Origin of the sequence: Peribacillus sp. ACCC06369 (assembly GCF_030348945.1) — a bacterium.
Taxonomy (GTDB): domain Bacteria; phylum Bacillota; class Bacilli; order Bacillales; family DSM-1321; genus Peribacillus.
Window position 1 is genome coordinate 2,364,218 of the sequence record NZ_JAUCEN010000002.1, and the last position, 22,732, is coordinate 2,386,949.

21 protein-coding genes are annotated in these 22,732 nt (G+C 41.7%); 20 read left to right on the forward strand and 1 reads right to left on the reverse strand.

From position 1 onward, the window contains the following. From QUF78_RS12405 to QUF78_RS12490, 18 genes are all read left to right on the forward strand, one after another. The gene (locus tag QUF78_RS12405) at positions 1-816 is read left to right on the forward strand and encodes an IclR family transcriptional regulator (protein WP_289324889.1); all 816 of its coding nucleotides are present in this window, start codon (positions 1-3) and stop codon (positions 814-816) included. Positions 817-1,103: 287 nt separating this feature from the next. Further along, entirely contained in the window at positions 1,104-1,637 is a 534-nt protein-coding gene (locus QUF78_RS12410; protein WP_289324890.1) for a cupin domain-containing protein, read from the forward strand. 123 nt (positions 1,638-1,760) lie between these two features. Then, positions 1,761-2,699 (forward strand): VOC family protein, encoded by a 939-nt coding sequence (locus QUF78_RS12415; RefSeq protein WP_289324891.1) that lies wholly within the window; start codon positions 1,761-1,763, stop codon positions 2,697-2,699. Positions 2,700-2,820: 121 nt separating this feature from the next. Next, on the forward strand, positions 2,821-3,612 hold the full coding sequence (locus tag QUF78_RS12420) for an SDR family oxidoreductase (RefSeq protein ID WP_289324892.1): 792 nt from the start codon (positions 2,821-2,823) through the stop codon (positions 3,610-3,612). A gap of 30 nt (positions 3,613-3,642) precedes the next feature. Next, on the forward strand, positions 3,643-5,331 hold the full coding sequence (locus QUF78_RS12425) for a thiamine pyrophosphate-binding protein (RefSeq protein WP_289324893.1): 1,689 nt from the start codon (positions 3,643-3,645) through the stop codon (positions 5,329-5,331). 12 nt (positions 5,332-5,343) lie between these two features. Further along, positions 5,344-6,789 (forward strand): aldehyde dehydrogenase family protein, encoded by a 1,446-nt coding sequence (locus tag QUF78_RS12430; RefSeq protein ID WP_289324894.1) that lies wholly within the window; start codon positions 5,344-5,346, stop codon positions 6,787-6,789. Between the two features lie 16 nt (positions 6,790-6,805). Then, positions 6,806-7,591 (forward strand): aspartate dehydrogenase, encoded by a 786-nt coding sequence (nadX, locus tag QUF78_RS12435; protein ID WP_289324895.1) that lies wholly within the window; start codon positions 6,806-6,808, stop codon positions 7,589-7,591. A 39-nt stretch (positions 7,592-7,630) separates the two neighbouring features. Continuing rightward, on the forward strand, positions 7,631-8,932 hold the full coding sequence (locus tag QUF78_RS12440) for an aromatic ring-hydroxylating oxygenase subunit alpha (protein WP_289324896.1): 1,302 nt from the start codon (positions 7,631-7,633) through the stop codon (positions 8,930-8,932). 21 nt (positions 8,933-8,953) lie between these two features. Then, positions 8,954-9,463: an aromatic-ring-hydroxylating dioxygenase subunit beta gene (locus QUF78_RS12445; RefSeq protein ID WP_289324897.1), complete on the forward strand. Its 510-nt coding sequence runs from the start codon at positions 8,954-8,956 to the stop codon at positions 9,461-9,463. Positions 9,464-9,505: 42 nt separating this feature from the next. Beyond that, positions 9,506-10,294 (forward strand): SDR family NAD(P)-dependent oxidoreductase, encoded by a 789-nt coding sequence (locus QUF78_RS12450; protein ID WP_289324898.1) that lies wholly within the window; start codon positions 9,506-9,508, stop codon positions 10,292-10,294. 19 nt (positions 10,295-10,313) lie between these two features. Then, positions 10,314-11,294 carry a VOC family protein gene (locus QUF78_RS12455; protein WP_289324899.1) on the forward strand — a complete coding sequence of 327 codons (981 nt, stop codon included), beginning with the start codon at positions 10,314-10,316 and terminating at the stop codon, positions 11,292-11,294. A gap of 445 nt (positions 11,295-11,739) precedes the next feature. Continuing rightward, entirely contained in the window at positions 11,740-12,189 is a 450-nt protein-coding gene (locus QUF78_RS12460; protein WP_289324900.1) for an SRPBCC family protein, read from the forward strand. Positions 12,190-12,240: 51 nt separating this feature from the next. Beyond that, on the forward strand, positions 12,241-13,122 hold the full coding sequence (locus tag QUF78_RS12465; protein WP_289327302.1) for an FAD binding domain-containing protein: 882 nt from the start codon (positions 12,241-12,243) through the stop codon (positions 13,120-13,122). Then, the gene (locus tag QUF78_RS12470; protein WP_289327303.1) at positions 13,122-13,598 is read left to right on the forward strand and encodes a (2Fe-2S)-binding protein; all 477 of its coding nucleotides are present in this window, start codon (positions 13,122-13,124) and stop codon (positions 13,596-13,598) included. The genes QUF78_RS12465 and QUF78_RS12470 overlap by 1 nt, the downstream gene beginning before the upstream one ends. 13 nt (positions 13,599-13,611) lie before the next feature. Continuing rightward, positions 13,612-15,990 (forward strand): xanthine dehydrogenase family protein molybdopterin-binding subunit, encoded by a 2,379-nt coding sequence (locus QUF78_RS12475; protein WP_289324901.1) that lies wholly within the window; start codon positions 13,612-13,614, stop codon positions 15,988-15,990. Between the two features lie 144 nt (positions 15,991-16,134). After that, positions 16,135-17,409, forward strand: coding sequence for an MFS transporter (locus tag QUF78_RS12480; protein WP_289324902.1), 1,275 nt, complete (start codon positions 16,135-16,137; stop codon positions 17,407-17,409). 121 nt (positions 17,410-17,530) lie between these two features. Then, positions 17,531-18,580: an XdhC family protein gene (locus QUF78_RS12485; RefSeq protein ID WP_289324903.1), complete on the forward strand. Its 1,050-nt coding sequence runs from the start codon at positions 17,531-17,533 to the stop codon at positions 18,578-18,580. Continuing rightward, the gene (locus QUF78_RS12490; protein WP_289324904.1) at positions 18,573-19,181 is read left to right on the forward strand and encodes a nucleotidyltransferase family protein; all 609 of its coding nucleotides are present in this window, start codon (positions 18,573-18,575) and stop codon (positions 19,179-19,181) included. The genes QUF78_RS12485 and QUF78_RS12490 overlap by 8 nt, the downstream gene beginning before the upstream one ends. 195 nt (positions 19,182-19,376) lie before the next feature. On the opposite strand, the gene QUF78_RS12495 is transcribed toward QUF78_RS12490, so the two are convergent. Next, positions 19,377-20,090, reverse strand: coding sequence for a GntR family transcriptional regulator (locus QUF78_RS12495; RefSeq protein ID WP_289316575.1), 714 nt, complete (start codon positions 20,088-20,090; stop codon positions 19,377-19,379). A 454-nt stretch (positions 20,091-20,544) separates the two neighbouring features. Between QUF78_RS12495 and cuyA the strand changes: the two genes are divergently transcribed. Together cuyA and QUF78_RS12505 are read left to right on the forward strand one after the other, a co-directional pair. After that, on the forward strand, positions 20,545-21,540 hold the full coding sequence (gene cuyA / locus QUF78_RS12500) for a D-cysteate sulfo-lyase (RefSeq protein WP_289324905.1): 996 nt from the start codon (positions 20,545-20,547) through the stop codon (positions 21,538-21,540). Between the two features lie 257 nt (positions 21,541-21,797). Continuing rightward, positions 21,798-22,301, forward strand: a complete 504-nt coding sequence (locus tag QUF78_RS12505; protein WP_289324906.1) for a DinB family protein — start codon at positions 21,798-21,800, stop codon at positions 22,299-22,301. Positions 22,302-22,732 lie beyond the last annotated feature (431 nt).

A 22,732-nucleotide genomic window follows, 5' to 3' on the forward strand; every position in this document is an offset into this window, starting at 1 on the left:
ATGGCAAGCGAAGAAAAAGAGAAAGAGAAATATAGTGCTAATTCATTGGTAAGAGGGTTGGAAATCATTAAGCTCTTTAATGAAGTACAGCCGAGTTTGTCTCTTTCAGAAATTGCAAAACAACTGGGAGTAAGCAGAACGGTACCATATCGATTATTATTCACATTACAAAATATTGGTTATCTGTCTCAGGATGAACATACGAAACGTTACAGTTTAACGCCAAAGGTACTTGAATTGGGCTTCAGCTATTTGAATAGCTTGAAGTTCCAGGAAATTGTCCAACCTTATATGGAGAACCTGCGTGATGAAATCGGAGCCTCCTGCCATCTGTCCATTTTGGATGGACAGGAAGTTGTGTATGTTGGGAGTGCCCCAATTAGAGGGGTATCCGCTGTCAATGTGAACATAGGTTTGCGGCTGCCGGCACATGCTTTGGCCAATGGAAAATTGCTTTTGGCCTATCAACCGAAAGAAATGCTAATGCAAATGTTCAAAATCTCAAACCTAACTCCTTATACTGATAAAACACTTACCACGCCGGGTGAGTTTCAAAAACAGTTGGAATCGATTCGGCAAAATGGTTATTCGATGACAAGCGGGGAATTCCACCCTGGCATCCGTTCTGTTGCCGCTCCGATTTTTGACCGCACAGGAAATGTATTGGCTGCCTTGAATGTCGTGGCGACGGAGTCGGCTTATCAGGAAGATTTCATCGATAAAGTCGCCTTGCCTAAACTCCTTGATGTTTCTCGGCAGTTATCCGTTTATATGGGATATAGTGGGGTGACGCCGTTTCAGCATGAAGATATCTGATCATGATTGAGTGCCAATCTAAAAAAATGAATAATCTTCGAAAGTGTGGATCCCCTACTCTAGGGTATCCGCACTTTTTTTGTGTTAAAAAAGGAATATGGTGGTTGCATCGTTCCAAGTTATACCAAGAGGGGAGAAGGTTTGAATTATAAAAAAAGTTTTAAATATTCTAAAAACTCATTGACAATAAAGCGGTTTCATTTTAGTATTAATTCATAGACGAAACAATGTTTTGCTTATGAAACGCAATGGGGTTTAGAAACAACAAATAAGGGAGGAATTTTAAAATGACAAAAGAAACTTTTTCAGTGAAAGATTTTGAAAAAAAATATGTTGCCCGATTGAAAGACCGTACGCTTGATTGGGGTGTCTTGAAGTTCCAAGAAGAAATCGATCCAGCTTATAGACGTGCACAGATGAGATATATCGGACGCGGTGCCACCGCAAATAACGATACAAATGTAATTGCAGGTGAGCATTTCACTCTTAGTACAATGGTGCTGCCGCCGGGATGTATCGGGCCATTGCATCTTCACGATGATGTTGAAGAAGTGTTTTTCATTCTTGAGGGTGAAGTCACGGCGTTAATTCAAGAGGATAGCTTCAGTGAAGTGCATGAAATTAAACTAAGTGCGAGAGACTGCATCAGCAGCCCACCAGGGGTTTATCGGGGAATTAGGAATGACGGTGATGTTGAAGCGCGCATGCTCGTGATGCTAGGGGCAGTGAAACCTAACTTGCCAACATATCCTGAAGGCAGCGAGCTGGAAGAACTGCGTAAACAACGCTCAAAAGAAAGAGAAGCCATCATTAAAGACTGATCATTTAGCCGAAAAGGGCACCTGCATTATGGAAATTAATGAGGCGCCCTTTTCGAATAGATTTTAATGTGGTCAATGCAAATTTTCTAAAGGTAATCTGATTTATGGGAGGTATAAAAAAAGATGCTAGGGATTACTCATTTACGACATATTAGCATGATTACTCCGAATTTCGACGATCAAGCAGAGTTTTACGAAAAGGTTTGGGGACTGGATAGAGTGGATGCTCCGGATGAGGAGAACACCGTTTATTTTCGGGGGGCAGGACCGGAACATCATATTTTAAGCCTTCACAAGGGAGAAAAACGTGGGTTGCACCATATATCTTTCGGCATGGTCGATAAAAATGCGGTGGATCGAGCAGCGGGAATATTACAATCGAAGGGTGTTCGAATTATTGAACCGCCTGGATATTTGGATGAAGCAGGTGCTGGTTATGGCCTAAGGTTTATTGATCCGGAAAATCGCGTGATAGAGCTTTCGGCTTGGGTGGAAGTTCAAACGTCAATTTGGAACAATAAAAATGTTGATCCAGTGAAGCTGAATCATGTTGTAATGAACACTAAGAACTTGGATATGATCGTTGAGTTTTATACAAACGTACTTGGTTTTAAAGTTACCGATTGGAGTGAGCATCAAATGTCATTCCTGCGATGCAACAGAAAGCATCACTCCATTGCATTCAATCAAGATGAACATGCGTCAGTCAATCATATCGCCTACGAAGTCGATTCCGTGGATGAACTGATGCGCGGCATAAGCAATGTGCGGAAAGCGGGACTGTCAGAACTTTGGGGACCTGGACGTCATGGACCTGGAGACAATATTTTCTGTTATTTTCAAGATCCAGGCGGTTTTGTTATGGAGTATACATGTTATCTGGAAACGATTGAAGATGAATCGGAATGGAGAGCACGTGTATGGAAACGGGTACCACATTTAATGGATCAATGGGGGATTGCAGGGCCGCCGAAACCCGAAGCCCGCAAAGCAATGGGCGGAGATCCCGATCCTGGCTGGGTGGACTCTGCTATAGATGATTCAGTCATGTCTAAAAAATGAGAAGGTATTCCACTTACTTCCATTTGCACTTGCGCTAGATGTATTGGTTACAGTGAAACAACTTCCTGTATTTTAAAGGACAGCGCACTTAAGGAAAATGGCTTTGAAAAGGAGTGACAAGATGGATTTAGGATTGAAAGGGAAAGTGGCTGTCATTATGGGCGGCACATCGGGCGTGGGATTAAAAACAGCAGAAATGTTTTTAGCTGAAGGAGCGAAAGTGGCTATATGCGGCAGAAGCACAGAGCGTATGGATAGTGCACAAAGTCAATTGCTCTCATTTGGCACTAAGGATGATATTTTTGCTTCAACCTGTGATGTCACCTCCAAATCGGATGTGGATTCTTTCATTAATGGTACGGCTGAGAAGTTTGGCGGGATCGATATATTGGTGAATGCAGCCGGCCAAAGTGTTATGGGATACTTTTTTGACATTACGGATGAACAGTGGGATGAACAGATTCAATTAAAGTTTTTTGCCATCATATATGCCGTTCGTGCAACGCATCCTCATTTAGTTAAAAGGGGAGGGGGGCGGATTATTAATATTAATGCAACGCTTGCTAAAGAACCTGAACGTCACATGGTAGCGACTGCAGCAGCAAGGGCTGGTCTCCTTAATTTAAGCAAAACCTTGTCCCAGGAACTGGCCTTTGACAACATACTGGTGAATTCAGTGAGTCTTGGATTGATCCGGACCGATCAATGGGAGCGAAGAAGATTGAAAAATGCGCCTGATATGGACCCGGAAGAATATTACGGAGACCTTGCGAAAAAACGGAATATCCCTCTCGGCCGCGTAGGGGAAGCGGAAGAAGTGGCCAGTGTCATTGTTTTCCTTGCTTCAGACAAAGCAAGTTATGTAGCGGGTTCGACGATTGAGACAGCAGGAGCGATCGGAAAGGCACTTTAAATATATTACTAAAAAAGGTAGGATAACGCGATGAAAATACAAGAAGAAATAGAGTTTACGACTGCCGATTCCATCGTAAAGGAACTAGTTCTAGCAGGAGTGGAAGCGGCTTTCGGGATTGTCAGTATTCACAATATGCCCATCTATGATGCAATTCTTAGAGAAGGGAGCATTAAACTCATTTGTTCACGCGGTGAGAGCGGTGCCGTCAATATGGCCGATGGATATGCCCGCGCTACTGGAAAATTGGGTGTAGTGATCACGAGTACCGGTACAGGGGCAGGTAATGCTGCTGGTTCATTAGTGGAAGCTTGGGCAGCTGGTGTTCCCCTTCTTCATCTTACTGGTGAGGTAGCTTCTTCTTATCTTGGCACAGGCAAAGGATACATACATGAGTGTAAAGACCAGCTTTCAATGATGAGCGGAGCGTGTAAAAATGCAGTGAGGCTGAGAAATCCTGAGCAAACTGCGGCAGTTGTAAGGAAGGCGATCCAAGAGGCGTTAACTGCACCAACAGGACCGGTTACATTGGAAATTCCCATTGACTATCAATCGGCAATCATAGAAGATCTAACCCTCGAAGGACAACGAGCTTCAACGTCTGAAACAAATTCAACGCCATTCATTCCCGAACAAGCCGTGCAAAAAATGGTTGAAGCACGCCGTCCTGTGATATGGGCCGGGGGTGGAGTCATCACTGCCAATGCTTCGCAAGAGCTGCAAAAATTGGCGGAAATCCTTGGTGCAGCAGTTATAACCAGTCAGTCAGGAAAAGGTTCGATCCCAGAAAACCATGAACAATGCATCGGACATTTTGCGGCTTATGAAACAACAAAAGAGTTTTTGAGAAATGCGGATTTATTGATCAGTGTAGGTGTAAGATTCAGGGGAAATGAAACATCCAACTGGAAAGTGCCGGTGCCAGAGGAACATATAGCGATCGATGCGGATTGGCAGGCCATTAACCGGAATTATAAGGCCACGCTGGGTTTGGTTGGCGATGCAAAAGATATGCTAGCTGCCATCATTCAAAATCTGGAAGGAAATTCAGTGCAGGCTGAACCTTCTTATTTACGAGAAGTCCTTTCGCTTAGAAACGAAGTGCGTGCTCAACTTCGGGAAACGCTTGGACCCTATGAGCAATTTGTAGATGGCATGAGGGAGATATTACCGGATGATACCATTTTAGTTCGAGATGTAACTGTACAGGCAAACGTGTGGGGCAGCCGTTTATTTGAAATCTATGAACCGAGAACATCCATTCATGCATCTGGCGGTGGAATAGGTCAAGGTCTTCCAACAGCAATCGGTGCCCAAATGGGGTGTAAAGATAAAACCGTGGTTCTTATGGCTGGAGACGGTGGATTTATGGTGAATGTCGGGGAAATGGTTACGGCAGCCGAAGAAAACTTACCAGTTATCATCGTATTGTTCGATGACTCAGGCTATGGGGTTCTTCGCAATATTCAAACTGCCGCATATGGTCGGCAGGTAGCCGTGGATTTATTAAGTCCAGATTTTGTGAAACTGGCTGAGTCCATGCATTTTGATGCAGTACGGATTGGATCTGGAGATGAATTCATATCTGAACTGAAAAAAGCAAAAGAAAGACGTAAACCTTCAATGATCGTTGTTGATATGGATGCTGTCGGTCCAATGGCCAAGCCATTTGGTGGACCACCAGGAGCTGCAGAAGCATTTAAGCCAAAAAAACTATAAGGAGGATTGAGAATGATTTCGACATACCCATTTGTTTCAGGAAAATGCCTTGTTAATGGAGAATGGATAGAAATGATTGAAAAAGCCGATGTGATCAATCCCGCAAACACATCGGAAGTAGTTGGCCAGGTGGCAAAATGCCCTGGGGAAATCGTGAATGACGCGATTGAAGCGGCAGAAAATGCTTTTGAAACGTGGTCTCGCTCTGATGTCAGGGATCGGGCTAGCCGGATGAATTCAGCGGCAGAAGAACTTTCAAAAATAATCGAGGAAAATGTTACAGTGTTTGTACGTGAAAATGGCAAAACACTAGTTGAAGCTAAAAAGGATTTATTACGCTGTGTTGAAGTCATGAAGGGCTGCGCGGCAGAACTACTTGATTGGTGGAAGCCTGAAGTGCTCCCAGGAAATCAAAAAGTCCAAATCCGGAGAAGGGCAAGAGGTGTCACGGCAATTATCACACCGTGGAATTCTCCGATGATATTAACATTTAAAAGGGTCATACCTGCTGTCTTGGCAGGCAATGCGGTTGTAGTAAAACCTGCAACGAATTGCCCGTTAACGATAATGACCTGTTTAAAAGTAGTTGCTGAACATTTTCCTCCAGGAGTCATCAATATAGTCTCAGGATCAGGAAAAGCAATCGGCGACAAACTTTGTTCCGATTCCCGTGTACGGACAGTGGCATTTGTCGGAAGTACAGAAACTGGAAAAGATATCATGAAGAAATCAGCTGGAAACCTGCAAAAAGTGTATATGGAACTTGGCGGCAATGATCCTGCCATTATTTTGGAAGACGCAACTATGGATGAAGCGGCGATCAAACGTTTGAGGATGGGGATTTTACGGGCTGCAGGTCAGGTGTGTTCTGCGGTTAAACGAGTATATGTCCATGAATCACGTTATGACGAGGTAGTTGAGAAGCTGACCAAAGAGTTTAGCCGGGTGGTAATTGGGGATGGCATTCAGCCTGACGTAACGATGGGTCCATTGAATAATAAAGTACAGTATGACTATGTGAATGGCTTGATCGAACGTACCGCTAAGGAAGGAGGAAACATAATCACTGCTGGCATTCAACTGAATCCTGAAACTTGGGATAAAGGTTATTATATGCTTCCTTCCATTATTACTGGTGTCAATCAGCAGAGTGAAGTGGTTAGGGTAGAACAATTCGGTCCTGTCATTCCAATTTTACCTTTCAATGATATTGATGAAGTTGTAAAATTAGCGAATGATAGTGAGTTTGCCTTGCGTGCGTCTGTTTGGACCGATAATGAAGATATAGCTGTTGAAATGGCAGATCGACTCGAAGCTGGTGCGGTTTTCCATAATAATCATACCGTTTTCGGCGACTTGGCTCTGGATTTCCCTGGCTTAAAAGAAAGTGGTGTTTCCCGGGAAACAAGGCATTGCGGGCTGGAATTCTTTGCGGACTCATACGGGTTTGCTGATTGAGGAAGGATGAAACTATATGAAGTTAGGCTTAATCGGGTGCGGCAATATCGGGAAATTTCTGCTTCAGGCAATTAATAACGACGGACTTCTTCCAGGTGGGAAAATCGTTTCGATTTATGCCCGCCGTGAAGAAATCGCAGCTCAACTGGCTGAAGATTTCAGGACACAGCCATATAGTGATGTCGACGAACTCCTTAAATCGGATGTAGATTTAGTCATAGAGGCTGCAACGATTGAAGCTGCTGAAGAGTACTCATTGAAAGTGCTTAAAAGCGGGAGAAATCTCTTGTTAAGCAGTATAGGCGTGATGGCGAATGCTGCCTTCGAAGAACAATCAAACCAGATTTGCAAAAAAAATAAAGTGAATATTTTCCTTCCATCTGGTGCGATTGGAGGTCTCGATGTCCTTAAAGCAGCAAAAGCGGTGAATGGCCTCGATTCTGTTTGCATCACTACGAGAAAACCGCCAAACGCATTGCCCACAGGTTCTTCAGTGGAAGAAGAAACGGTTTTATTCGAAGGATCGGCTGCAGAAGCGATCAAACAGTTTCCGAGAAACATTAATGTCGCGATTGTGCTATCTTTGGCTGGTCTTGGATCTGAAAAGACTAAAGTGAAAATCATTGCCGATCCAAAAGTGTTTAAAAACAACCACTTAATTGAAGCGTCAGGTTCATTCGGGAAACTAAAGCTTGAAGTGGAAAATGATCCGATGCCAAATAATCCGAAAACGAGTTATCTAGCCGCATTAAGTGTTTTGTCTACTCTGCAAAACAAGGAAAAGAGCGTTCAAATCGGGTAATGAATTATTGGTCAAGTTTATGGAAGGGAGAGATTAAGTATGCTTAAAACTGATAAATCCTTAGAAGAAATGTCAAAACAGCAAGTTGTCAACTATTTGAATGAAACCGTTAAACCAGAGGAAGGCGTTATACCTGTATACCTCCTTGGAGATCAAAAGGTTTATGATATAGAACATGAAAAAGTGTTTTTGAAAACATGGGTTTTTGTCGGTCATGAATCTGAAGTTCCCAACAAAGGAGACTTCATGACCCGTGACCTTGCTGGCTACTCGCTCATCATTACTCGTGATGCTGAAGGGGAAATCAGGGCGTTTTATAATATGTGCACCCATCGCGGAATGAAACTATGCCGTGCAGATAAAGGGAACAAGTCTTTATTTACATGTCCCTATCATGGATTTAATTTTAAAAACACAGGTGAGCTCGTGGGGGTACCATTACAAAAGGACATTTATGGGGGCACCCTTGACCGTTCAGAAATGGGCCTTCATAAAGTGAAGCTTGAATCTTATAAAGGTCTTTTATTTGGAACTTGGAATGAAGATGCAGAGCCGCTTGAAGAGTTTCTTGGAGATATTAAATGGTATTTGGACTTACTTGTAGGTCGTGCAGAAATGGAAGTTATCGGCGTCCCTCAAAGATTCGTCGTTAATTCCAACTGGAAAGTGGGTTCCGATAACTTTGCTGGTGATTCCTATCACACGATGGTCACGCACGGCTCCATCGCAAAACTGGGGATGGTGCCCAATGCTACCTATTCAAAGCGTGGTTTTCAAATCCATATGGATAATGGACATGGACTAAACTTAGGGACACCTAACCCTGACTTCGCTTTCCCTGAAGAATTGAAAGATGAATTTAAAAGTAACCTGACTGAAGAACAATATGAAGTGTTATCAAACTTAAAGAATATGATTGGAAACGTTTTCCCCAACTTATCCTTTTTAATATCCCATACAAAAATCAAAGACCAGTTCATCTCCAACACTTCAATTAGAATGTGGCGTCCAATCGGTCACAATAAAATGGAAGTGATCGCTTGGATGCTCGTGGAAAAGAACGCCTCCCAAGATTGGAAAGATAGATCAAGAGATTCGTTTATATTGACCTTTAGCCCATCCGGTATTTTCGAACAGGATGATACTGAAGTGTTTACTGATATTACTGAAGCAGCCCAAGGTCCAATGCCTTTCCTTAAGAACTTAACCTATAATTATACCATGGGACTACATCGTGATCCTGTTGATTTTATTGGACCGGGTATTGCTTACGATGATAAATTTACAGAAGCGAGCCAACGGAATTTTTACAAGTACTGGCTGGAATTAATGACGAAATAATAACTGGGAGGGGGAACGGAAATGAACGTGGAGAAAATGTTGCTTATATGTGAATTTGAACAGTGGTTGTATGATGAAGCACAATTATTGGATGATATTGAATTTGATGATTGGTTCGATCTAATGCACACCAGCTTGCGTTATCAAATGCCTGTTCGTGTTAATAAAGAAGGGGTGGAACGCCCGGATTATTCAACTGACATGTTTACATTTAATGATGATATTGAGCTGCTGAAGCTGCGCGTGGATCGATTGAAAACAGATTATGCCTGGGCGGAAATACCACCATCAAGAACACGGCGTTTTGTCTCTAATGTACGCGTTAAAGATTTTGTAGAAGGTGAAAAGGCAGTCGTTAAGAGTTATCTGCTTATCTATCGAAGCCGAAGCACGGATATTCAACACGATTTGATTTCGGGGGAACGAAATGACGAATTCATATTCGAAGAAGGTAAATGGAAACTTTCCAAACGGATATTCATTGTTGACCAAACAACGATAAATACCAGGAATCTTGCTATCTTCGTATAATATGGACTTGGATAAAAGAGAAAAACAAGGAGGCTGGTTACAATGGCAATGGCGTTAAAGGATAAAGTAGTGTTGATTACCGGAGGCAATTCAGGTATAGGAGAGGCTGTCACTAGACGTTTTATACAAGAAGGGGCAAAAGTCAGCATTATCGGCCGCTCGATAGAAACGCTAAAGAAAATGAAAGAAGAATTTGGTGAAGAGATTCTCATTAACCAAGGTGATGTAAGTAAATATGAAGACAATGAGAGGGCTGTACAGGCCACTGTCAAGCAATTTGGAAAGCTGGATGTTTTCGTTGCCAATGCAGGAGTCTTTGATGGATTTGCTAAATTTGCCGACGTAACTCCCGAGGCACTTTCCGATGCATATGATTTTCTGCTCGATATCAACGTAAAAGGATCTTTCTTCGGTGCGAAAGCCGCTCTTAAAGAACTGCAAAAATCGAATGGCAATATTATTTTCACCGTATCCGGTGCTAGTTTCTATCCTGATGGCGGCGGGGTTTGGTACACAGCAAGCAAGCATGCTCAAATAGGGTTGATGCGCCAACTTGCCTTTGAACTCGCTCCGAATATTAGGGTGAATGCTGTTGCGCCTGGTGGTACACTGACAGCATTATCCGTCATTCCTCCTCTAAGTCCATTCGTGAAAATCGTGGATAATGATACGAAGGCCAAAAGCATAAAAAAAAGAAACCCACTTCAGCTTGCCCAGATGCCCGAAGATCATGTAGCTGCTTATGTCCTGTTAGCATCGGACGAAGCGCGTGCAATTACCGGAGAAGTCATTTCCAGTGATGGGGGATTGTCAGTTCGCGGACTGGGATGAGTTTATAACAAAATAAACTATGGGAAGTAGCTTAATAATTATGGCTGAATCACTATTGGGCAATAGGAATATTAATCAACTCGCATTTGTTGTAAAAGATATTGAAGCTGCTAACCTAGCTTTCACAAAACTGCTGGGCATTAAGAAGGCAGAACCATTTTTAACTGGGGACAGTTCTGTTTCGAAAGTCACTTTTAGAGGTGTGCCGACGGAATCAAAATCTAAACTGGCTTTTCTGAATACACCAACCGTGCAATTTGAACTAATAGAACCGGATAAAAATCCAGGAACGATGCGTGAGTTCCTGGATGAAGTGGGCGAAGGGATCCACCATATTGCTTTTGATGTTGACTCTATCCAAAAGAGACTGCCAATCATGGAGAAAAGTGGATACCCGGTTTTGCAAACGGGCGAATTCACTTCAAGTGACGGCAGATATGTATATGTGGATACACTGGATGATCACAAAACCTTAGTTGAACTGCTTGAAAGTGCAGAACCAAGACAAACGGAATGGGAAAGACCTGAAGATGCAAGAGTTCAGCCGCTATTAGGGACAAACAAAGTGGAACAACTTGCACTGGTTGTGAAAGATCTGGATGCGGCTGCAGATGCATATTGTGAGTTGTTGGGTATTGAAAAACCTCCCATCATTCATTCGGGTCCCACCGAAATTACAAATGTGATTTACAAAGGGCAGCCCACTGAAGGAAAATCAAGATATATGTTTATCGATACTCCGTTAATTCAGATTGAATTGATCGAGCCGGGCGAATCACCTAGCACGTGGAAAGATCATCTTGAAACATATGGAGAGGGAGTTCACCATATCTCGTTTGTCGTAGAAGACATGGAGGATAAAATGAGGATGTTGGAAGAAATGGGGTACCCGGTCATACAGACAGGGAACTTTTTTAACGGAAAAGGCCGATATGCCTATATGGATACATCCTCGACCTATAAAGTGATTATTGAATTGCTAGAACGTTTTGATGCGTAATCGTATTTCATTTGATCATCAAAAAGTGTTCCGAAAGCAATTATCTGAGCCCTTTGAACTTACATAATCAGGAATATTGAACTCCAGGAGTCTATATATCCGAAACTTTTATTCACTATAATCTATAGTTCAGCCAATCATCAGCATTCCCCCTTCGCAGTTGATAAACTTACTGGACAAATTAAAACCGTAGAAAGCATTTACAAGGCAATGGGCAAGCGGGGGACTTCACCATTGCCTTGTACGGTTGGATAAAAGTGAGATATTTAGCAACAAAAGAAAAAAGTAGTTGACAAATAATTCTGAATATTAATATTATTAAAGGGCGTCCTTTGGTTCTAAAAATTTAATTTAAGATGTATACATGTATGCATCTTAAGTTGTTAATCTTTTCAAGAAACAAACGGGTTATAACAAAAATTTGTACGTATGGAGGCTGAATGAATTGGAGATATCGGGAAAAATAAACTTTGATTTTAGTACAGAAGTGATTTGGGAAGCCATGCATAATCCGAAATTACTAAAGAATGCCATACCAGGATGTCAAGATCTGTCATTAGTTGCAGATGGCGAATACGATGTTGAACTAAAGCTTGGTGTTGCAGCTGTAAAAGGTGACTATACGGGAAAGGTTAAGTTGAGGGATTTGGAAGTGCCTTATCAGTATGTCTTAAATGCTGAAGGCAGCGGGAAGCCGGGTTTTGTTTCTGCGGTAATGGCCTGTAATATCGTTCCTGATGGTGAGGGATGCCAATTAATTTGGGAATGTAACGCAGATATAGGTGGAATGATCGCTGGTGTGGGAAGCAGGGTCATTGGTGGTATTGCAAAATTCATGGCAGGTAAATTCTTTAAGGATATGGAGAAACAGTTAAAAACACATCAAAGAATTTGATGCGGTCATTCAAACCAATTTGAAAGGTGAAATAAGAATGGAGGGGTTCCTATCAAACCAGCTAAGTTTAATTACCTTCGACCTTCGAGCATGGAAGAAGCGGTCCACTATTTATCGGAATACGGAGAAGATGCGAAAGTTTTATCCGGTGGTCAAAGTTTGATCCCATTATTGAATATGAGACTTTCAACACCTAAATACCTTATTGATATAGGTAGGGCTGAAGGGTTGAGCTATATAAAGGAAGATGGTGAATCACTGGTTATCGGAACTTTGACGAAACACACGGAAATAGAAAAATCTGAATTGGTTAAGGGAAAGTGTCCATTGCTATCGGAAGCGATCCGGTGGGTAGGCCATGAACAAATTCGCAATAGGGGAACGGTTGGTGGCAGTATTGCCCATGGGGATCCATCTGCGGAGCTACCATGCGTTTTAACCGCATTAAGAGGTGAAATTGTCATTGTCGATGTAAATGGCGAAGAAATAGTGAGCCCTGAAGATTTCTTCCTTACCTATATGCTAACATCCTTGCAGCCGGATCAATTGGTTAAAGAGATTCGGTTCCCGAGGATAAAACCGACTTGTGGATCGGCATTTGTTGAAGTGGCCAGAAGGCATGGGGATTTTGGTTTGGTTGAGGTGGCTGCAGTAGTGGATTTATGTGAAGATGGCAGATTTTCTGATGTTAAATTAGCTATTGGTGGAGTGAACTCCGTTCCCACACTTTTAGAGGATGTGGAGAGGCTTTTAGTTGGAAAGGAACCTACTGAGGAAATTTTTAACGAAGCGGGTGATTTAACCATGGAGTTGGTCGAACCTGAATCGGATCTCCATGGTACTGCCGAATATAGAAGGGAACTATCTGGTACGATGGTCATCCGGGCCTTAAAGCAAGCGACCGATCGTGCACAAGGGGGCAGGGTGATGTGATGGAGGGAATTAAGATACACCTAAAAGTTAACGGACAAGATATTTCGAGGGAAGTAGATCCTAGATTGCTATTATCGGATTTTATCAGGGAGAACCTGTTACTTACTGGAACACATATTGGCTGTGAACACGGAGTTTGCGGTGCTTGTACAATCCAGGTTAATGGTGATCCAGTCCGCTCATGTTTAATGCTTGCAGTCCAAGCGGATGGATGTGAAGTCAAGACTGTGGAGTCACTGATCCAAGAGAATGGGGAACTTAGTCACTTACAGCAAGCATTTTCTGACAATCATGCCCTGCAGTGCGGATTTTGTACACCAGGTTTTTTGATGACGCTTTCAAGTTTCCTGGAAGAAAATTCAAATCCGAGTGAAGAAGAAATAAGAAAATGCATATCAGGAAATTTATGTCGATGCACAGGCTACTCAAACATTATTAAAGCTGTCAAGCAGGCTGCCCAGACGGTGTCCAATTAAGGAGGGATGAGGCATGACGAAATACGTTGGCCAAAGTATTAAACGGAAGGAAGACTATCGTTTGGTTACAGGTACAGGGCAATTCGTGGGAGATATCCGAATGGCAAATATGGTTGAAGCAGTCTTTGTCCGCAGCACGCATGCACATGCCACCATCATAGGGATTGATATCAGCGAAGCTCAGGCATTGGAAGGTGTACATGCAATCCTCACCGGAAAGGATATAGATGGAAAAATAAAGCCTCTTGTCCAATTTGAATCCCATTGTGCTTTGCCTCCCAATCTAGTGGAAGCGATCAATCCTACTATCCATTTTTGTTATGAAGATGTCCTGGCCAAGAATAAGGTGATGTATGTAGGGCAACCAATTGCAGTCGTAGTTGCAGAAAACCGGTATGTGGCTGAAGATGCAGCAGATTTAATAAAAGTGAAATATGAAACATTACCAGTGGTTGTTGATCCATTCAAATCATTGGAAAAAGGCGCACCATTGATTCAAGAACACTTACAGAGTAACATCCAGTCAAATTTTCATGTTACGACAGGAAATGCCGTACAGTCGCTTAAGGATGCAAATCATATTCTAAAGGCAAGAATCAAAACGCCTAGAGTTTCTTCCAACCCGCTCGAAACGAGGGGGGTCGTTTCAACCTATGAAAACCGAACCAATCAATTACATGTTTATTCTTCCACCCAGCTCCCTTTTGAGATTAGAACTTATATAGCTAGATCATTGGATTTGGTTGAACAGCAAATCAGGGTGACAGCACCCGACGTAGGTGGAGGCTTCGGACCAAAGGGTGGGGTTCACCCAGAAGAAATCATGGTTCCATATTTATCCAAGTTAATGAATAGACCTGTAAAATGGATTGAAGACCGCCTTGAACATATGACAAGTGCCCGCCATTCAAGGGATCAAATCCATGATGTTGAGGTTGCTTATAATCGGGATGGCACTATTTTAGGAATTAAAGATCATTTCATTATAGATAGTGGCGCTGTTAATTATTTTGGTTTAACATGCGCCTACAATAGTGCCTACCATCTAAGGGGGGCATATAAGATTCCAAACTATGATTCTACTTGCCAGATTGTCTTAACGAACAAAACACCGAATGTTCCATTCAGGGGAGCGGGGAGACCAGAGGTCGTTTTCGTAATGGATCGAATTATCGATATGGTCGCTAGAAAGTTGAAAATGGATCCGGTGGAAGTTATGCGAAAGAACATGATTCAAGCGGAGGATATGCCTTATGACCAAGGGATTTTGGTTAAAGATGGAGCACAGCTGATTTATGATAGCGGGGATTATCCTGCAGCACTGGATCAAGGGTTGAAAATGGTTGATTACGAAGGCTTTAGAGAGCAGCAAAAAAAGTGGAAAAAGCAAGGAAAGCTTGTCGGTGTCGGCATTTCAACTTATGTAGAAGGAACCGGTGCTGGTCCATTCGAAAGCGCCTATGTCACGATTGATGGTTCCGGTCAAGTTGTGGCATATCTTGGAGCATCCCCACAGGGGCAGGGACACGAAACGGTATTCTCCCAAATCTGTGCGGATGAATTAATGCTTAGCCCCAATGAAATTACTATAAGGGTCGGGGATACAGCGAACTTAGCCTTTGGTGCCGGGACGTACGCAAGCCGGAGTGCAGTAAATGCTGGATCTGCCATTCAAATTGCTTCAGCAAAGTTAAGGGAAAAAGTATTGGTTGTCGCAGCTGCCATGCTTGAAGTGAAATCCTCTGATTTACAAATGGAGAATGGTAAAGCATTTGTTAAGACCCAACCTGAAAAATGTGTGACCTATAAGGAAATTGCGGAAGCGGCACGTCCAGGAAACAGATGCAAGGTGCCTGCAGGAATGGAACCAGGCCTGCAAGTCACACATTACTTCGTTCCGCCGACTGTTACTTTTTCATCGTCCGTCCACATTGCCATGGTGGAGGTGGATAAGAAAACAGGTTTTGTCGAGTTGAAGGGCTATAGTGTGGTCCATGACGCAGGAAAGGTCATCAATCCAATGATCGTGGATGGTCAGGTTCAGGGTGGCATAGCCCAGGGAATTGGTGCGGCCCTATATGAAGAAATCGTTTACGATGAGAAAGGTCAACTGTTGACTGGATCTTATATGGATTATTTATTGCCGACATCCATGGAGATCCCGACTGTTGAAAAGTCCCATCAAGAATTCCTCTCCACCAGAAATCCACTTGGTATCAAGGGAGTAGGTGAAGGTGGAGCCATTTCGCCGCCTGCAGCGATAGCGAATGCTGTCGTTGATGCGCTCGATCCATTAGAAATCATGATCAATCTATTGCCCATTAGCCCTAGTAAACTCCGTAATTGGATTAAGGAAGCGGAAAGGAAACAGTATAAAATCGAAGTAGGTTAAAAGGATTCATTTTAGCGATTCAGGATTCATTGTTGATGGATATTACCCTATGCCATGACAGAATGACAGACGAGCATGAAAATGGAAGGTGTAAATAGGGGATTACACTCGTTACGAACATTTCATGAATAGGGGCTGATTTTCTTGAATAATTTAAATCCACAACTGCAAGTTCCATCGGGGAAAATGACGAACACTCGTTGGTTCTTTACGGCTTTTCCTTTGCTCATTCTTTTCACTGTTTCCATGATGGATAAGGCAAATATAAATATTTTACTGGCAAATAAGCCTTTTCTTACTGATTTGGGCATTGATGGAAACTTAGTGAAAGGAACACTTAGCAGCATATTTTTAGTGACTTATGCTTTTGGTCAATTAGCTTGGGGTTTCATCGTTGATAGGATTGGTGCACTACGCAGCGGTCTCATTGGGATCACTCTATGGGCATTTGCGATGGTTTTAGGTGGAATGGCCGATTCCATTAGTGCAATCTTATGGTCCAGGGCCATATTGGGAATCGGAGAAGGTGTCCTGTATCCAATGGCACTGAAATTGACCTCAAGCTGGTTCCCGCAGAATGAACAAGCAAAAGCACAAACAACATGGTATAACGGGAATGCGATAGGGCCAGTTATCGGGCTTCCGCTAATAGCCATCATAGCGTCTACATACGGCTGGAGGGAAAGTTACTTTATACTTGCAGCATTATCGGTCGTATGCTTGATTATATTTGTGATCATGACAAGAGATAATCCGGCTAAGCATTATGCAGTTAATTCAATGGAATTAAACTATATTCAAAGTAATCAAAAAGAGGGGAAAACTCCTGCCGCAAATAAGGGGAATGTAAAAGCGGTTCTTACGAGTCCGATGTTCTGGATCTTAACGATTGTTTATTCTTGCATTTCCATTGCCTACTATGGAATTTCCACCTTTTTACCAAGCTATTTAACGGAAGAAAAAGGGATAGCTTTTGTAAATTCCGCTGTAATAAATGCCGGGGGTTTTGCATTAGCGATTGTTGTACAAATGGTTGCTGGGTTTCTCTCTGATCGATTCATGAAAAGGGCTGTTTTTGTATGCGGGGCATGCGGGCTTATCATCGTTTTCATGCTTTTCTCCCTTTTCACTACTGACAGCACAGTTGCGGCCGTATTGAGCATTTTACTGATAGGTCTTTTGTTTATGCCAGCTGCCCTTACCATGACCATGCTTCACCGTGTCGCATCACCGGAGGTAATGGGGAGCATCAGTGGGGTTTTCGGCTGTGTATCTTATTTAATTGCAGCTCTAGGACCTATGGTTGTCGGATTATTCAGTCAAATGAGGGGTTCATATAATGGTGGGTTTATTGCTCTTTTATGTTTTGTTGCCCTCTCCCTAATCTTAAGTGTTTTCTTAGTCAGAAAAGGATATTAGGTGATCTGATTTAAATTACTGAAAATGAATAATGGGGGAGAGACAAATGGGCATTTTCTATTTGTCTCCCTTTTTTCTGCTTCCAAATATGTGAATATCAGATTTCAAGAGGGGGTTAAGTATGTCAAGGTTACAAGAACTAAAGGATGTATTGGAAAATATAAATTCAGCATGGGAGCGGCACGAAAAAGCAGCTATGGTCATGCAGATAGGTGTAAAAGGTTCTGCATACAGACTTCCAGGTGCAAAAATGATGATGGCATCGGACGGCAAGATGTTTGGCACGATAAGTGGCGGATGTTTGGAAAACGATTTATATGGCTGGGCGGAAAAAGCTATGGAAACCAACACTTTCCTTACACACCAATATGACTTAAGCGAGAATGAAATTTGGGGATTGGGAATCGGATGCAAAGGTAAATTGGATATATTTATCCTTCCTATTGAGCCAGATGACGAATTCTGGATCATGACCAATCAAATTGTCCAGAAAGGTCAAAAATTCACATTGATATTGGATGTCTCCACCGGTAAAGGGTTAATCATCGATAAATATGGTAACCTCATTGGAAATCATGAGAATGTGCCTTCTGAAGTCATTGAAAAAGCAAGAATGGTGATGGATACACAAACTCGTGCGGAAATGGTGAACCTGGAGGGAAACCGGTTTTTAATTGATGCTATAAAGCCTAGTGAGCATTTGATAATCGCTGGGGCTGGCAGAGATGCTGTACCAGTTGTTGATTTGGCGGCAAAAGCTGGGTTTTCCGTAACGGTATTGGACTCACGTAAAGATTTCAATAATGATCGTCTGTTTCCTTTGGGTTCGAATTTGCAAAAATGCCCAGAGGAAATAAATCCTTGTGAATTCACTGGATCATGGTGGGTAGTCATGAATCATGTCCAGTCTTTAGATGAGAAAACCTTACAAGTGGCTTTAAAAAGTGACCCACGATATATTGGTGTGCTTGGCCCAATCTCCCGTACAACGGAAATGCTCAATACCATTGGAGAAGACTTCAACAGCGGTCCAATTCACTCACCAATTGGTTTGGACCTCGGTGCTGAAACGATGGAAGAAGTTGCACTAAGTATTGTGTCAGAACTTATGGCTGTAAGGAATGGAAGAATTCCTGCACCCTTGCATGGTAAAGTGAAGATTCATGCCTAAAATAGGCGCAATCATACTTGCGGCAGGCATGTCCATTCGAATGGGAGAACCTAAACTGTTACTTCCTTTACGGGGCCAACCTCTTTTTCGTCATGTCATTCATCCTATCCTTGGCAGTTCCATGCAGCCCATCTTCTTGGTTGCCGGTAAATATATAGAAGAAATGCGTCAACATTGTGCTGATTTTCCAGAATTGAAGATTATTCATAATCCGAAGTATGCAGATGGAATGTCCACCTCCTTAAAACTTGGAGTTCAATCCATCAAAGAACATGTGGATGCAGTCATGATCTTCCTTGCGGATCAGCCGCTCATTTCCCCTGACATCATACAAGCTTTAATTCAAAAATATACAGCATGTAAAGATGAAGGAATACGGATCGTACAACCGAAATATAAAGGAGACTTAGGACATCCGATACTAGTGGATGCAGTGATCCTCAATGAATTCCATTCAATAGAAGGTGATCAAGGTGGTAAAAAAATCCTCAGGAAATATGCCCGGGTGACTGAAACAGTTTCTTTTGATAATCCGATGTGGGGAGTTGACATTGACACGCCAGAAGACTTCCTGAAAGTGAAACTGCATTTGGATTCATAATGCAAACCAATGAATGACATGAGTAATACTGGACGAAATATCGCGCGGATGGCCGGAATAAGCGAGAGAAGGTTGGAATATCACGCGAATCGATCGTATACTGCCTGAGGGTCTTTAAATGTGGCATAAAATAAAAGGGTTCCTACAATTGCGGACTGAATATCGCAAATAGGCACCCTTTTATTAATGTTAATTTTATTCAGATATACGTTTTATGTAATCAAGGTAATAATCATGACTTTTTTGGATATGGATTGTATTGACCTTTATTGCTTTTTCTACATCTTTGTCACGAATTGCATGGATTAACTGTAAGTGCTCGTTGTTCCGATCCTCATACCAGCCTTTATCAACCATTGTAACATCTTCATTACGGGCCGACAAAAAGGAAATTCTTAAAGAAAGCCATAATGAATCAGTAGTCTTTTGGAGAAAGGTATTTCTCGAGTAGGAATATAATAAGCGGTGAAATTCAATGTTTGCACGACTAGCCGCTATTCGGTCATTACTATTAATTGCCCCTTGCAGTTTATCCGTTGCCCATTCCAATTTTTTTAATTCCTCTTCCGTAATTCCTTCACATGCTTTTTGTATCGAATAGTTTTCGAGCATTTTCCTGATTTCCAATTCTTGCTGCAAAAGTCCAATATCCACATTGGATATGACCATACCTATACCAGGTTTCACCTGAAGCAAATTTTCCTGTTCTAATTTCCTCAAAGCTTCACGAACCGGTGTACGGCTACAATTGAATTGTTGGGCGATATCATCTTCCGTTAAACGATCTCCTGGTAAAAATACCCCTTCGATGATCGCATTTTTAATAACAAAAAATATAGCTTCCCTTAAGGGCTTAGAAGAATAATGTTCTATTTGTTCTGTAATATATTGATAGTGTTTGGTTTCCATGGTGCTCCTTTCTAAAATCCAATTATATACAAGTATATTTATTTTATCTTAAAAAACGATTGAAGTCATTTCAATGCTTCAGACTTTTGATTATTTATACATTTCAATGGTTCGAGTCCGTTTCTGTTTCGGCATAACTAATGATTTAGCATTTATTTCAAATCCAAGAGGTGACTTATATAATCTAGGGAATTGCCCGATAATATAGTGGAAAACAAGGGAGTCATAGAATAAGTGGAAGCAAACTTACAGTAAACATCGGTTTGATATAGTCACTTTGCCGTGATGAATGATGTATTCTATCCTGCTAGAAGTGCAATGAAGTTGCTCGTTTACCTAAACATGCTATGATGGAAATAGAAGTGTTTGCTATTATTTATTTTCTAAAGTAACGAGAACGTCAGATTGATTTTTTTTCAAATGGACAACAGAGGATACAGGAGGAGTTTTTATAATGAATTTAGCACAATTTCCCAGAAAGCGATATACACCAACATATACATCAGTTGAGAGATTAGATCATTTTTCTGAAGTTCTTGGGGGCCCATCCATATATGTTAAACGAGATGATATGCTTGGTCTGACGGCTGGGGGAAATAAAACAAGAAAACTGGAATTCCTTGTTGCCGATGCATTGGAACAAGGCGCGGATACGTTGATTACATGTGGAGGCATTCAATCGAATCATTGCCGCTTGACACTAGCTGCTGCCGTTAAAGAGAAAATGAAATGCATCCTTGTGTTGGAAGAGGGGCTTTCAAAAAATTCAGAGCCGGATTTTAACGGTAACTATTTTCTCTATCATTTATTGGGGGCTGACCAAATTATAGTTGTACCTAATGGAGCGGACTTAATGCAAGAAATGCAGAAAGTGTCTAAAGAGGTAACGGAGAAAGGACATAAACCTTACATCATTCCCGTTGGAGGATCCAATGTCATTGGTGCAACGGGATATGTTGCATGCGCTCAAGAGATTTTAGCACAGTCCTTTGAGCAAGGGATAGATTTGAAAGCAGTTATTTGTGTAAGCGGCAGTGGGGGAATGCATGCTGGTTTGGTGGCAGGATTTCATGGAAATCAAAGTGGAATTTCAGTAATTGGCATAAATGTAAGCAGAGGGAAAGCTGAACAAGAAGAGAAAGTTTTTCAGCTTGTTAGAGAAACTTTAACACACATCGGCATAGAAAATTCAATCCCTCGTGAGGCTGTTACGTGTTTGGATGAGTATGTCGGTCCTGGTTATGCTTTGCCTACCCCTGAAATGGTGGAAGCTGTCAAGCTTATGGCAAGAACAGAAGGGATTTTGCTGGATCCGGTATACACGGGTAAAGCGGCAGCGGGACTCATTGATTTAATCCAAAAAGGCACCTTTAAGCCGGAGGATAACATCCTTTTTGTACACTCTGGTGGTGCTTCATCGTTATACGCCAATACTTCTCTCTTTAATTAAATGTCATTGAATAATAAATACTAATCTTAAAGTGGAAAAAGCTCGCTCATTTGCATAGCTCAATTGGCAAGACAACAGAAGCAGTGAGAGTATTCTAAACGGGATTCTTTCTATACTTAATATGCAGGCAAATTCCAATATGAGTCATTAATTCTTAGTTAATAACTCTTTATTTCAACTAAATTTGAATGGGGAGAACATATGTTTTATAATGTTCTTTGAGTAAGTAATTATCTATCGGAATAGGGAGGGATTATATGTATATTACAATTTCAGATTTTATTAAAGAATGGAATAAAGAAGCTATACTGACTCAAAAGGTTTTGGATAGCTTGACAGATGATTCATTAGAACAACAAGTTTATCCTGAAGGTCGTACTTTGGGAAGAATTGCGTGGCATCTCACAACAAGCATTCCAGATTATCTAGCTCATTTCGGTTTAAAGATTGATCGGATAGAAAGTGCAGAAAACGTCCCATCTTCAGCCCAGGAAATAGCTATTACTTTTAAAAATGTAAGTTCTCATGCAGCCAAAATTATTGAACATCAATGGACAGACGAATCCTTAGAACAAATACAAGAAGCTTTTGGAAGACAGGAAACAAATGCGTCCATCCTTATGGGGCTAATCAAGCATATTGTTCATCATCGGGGACAAGTTACGGTTCTGATGCGTCAAGCAGGAATAAAACCTTCTGGGGTTTATGGGCCGCCAAAAGAAGATTGGATTCATTTAGGTGTGGAAAATCCACCACTATAATTATGCTATCTTATAAAGCTTAAGTAATGATCTTCAACAAAAAGGTTCTATTGTTTAATATTTAAATCCCAATTCCTCATTCATAGACTGAGAAATTGGGATTTTTAATCGTGGAATACCCTTAAAACTTCGGGGCTGTCTTAAAGAGCTTTTCCTTTTATGAAACAGAAGGGGGGAGCTAAGTGCTTTTGCAGAGAACAAAGCTATTAAGCTGTACGTAAAAATGGGGCTTTAACATAAGAACAGTTACTATGAGTTTGCTGTTTTGAATGAAAAGCACTTTAACTTCACTTTGAAAAATACTTACGGCTGAAATAGGGATAAAGGAGATTACTTACTATATTTACATAATAAAAAATGGATGGTACGGAACAAATCGTAAGTCTTGAAATAAAACTAAACAAATCGAACAGTTATTCGTCAACTATGCT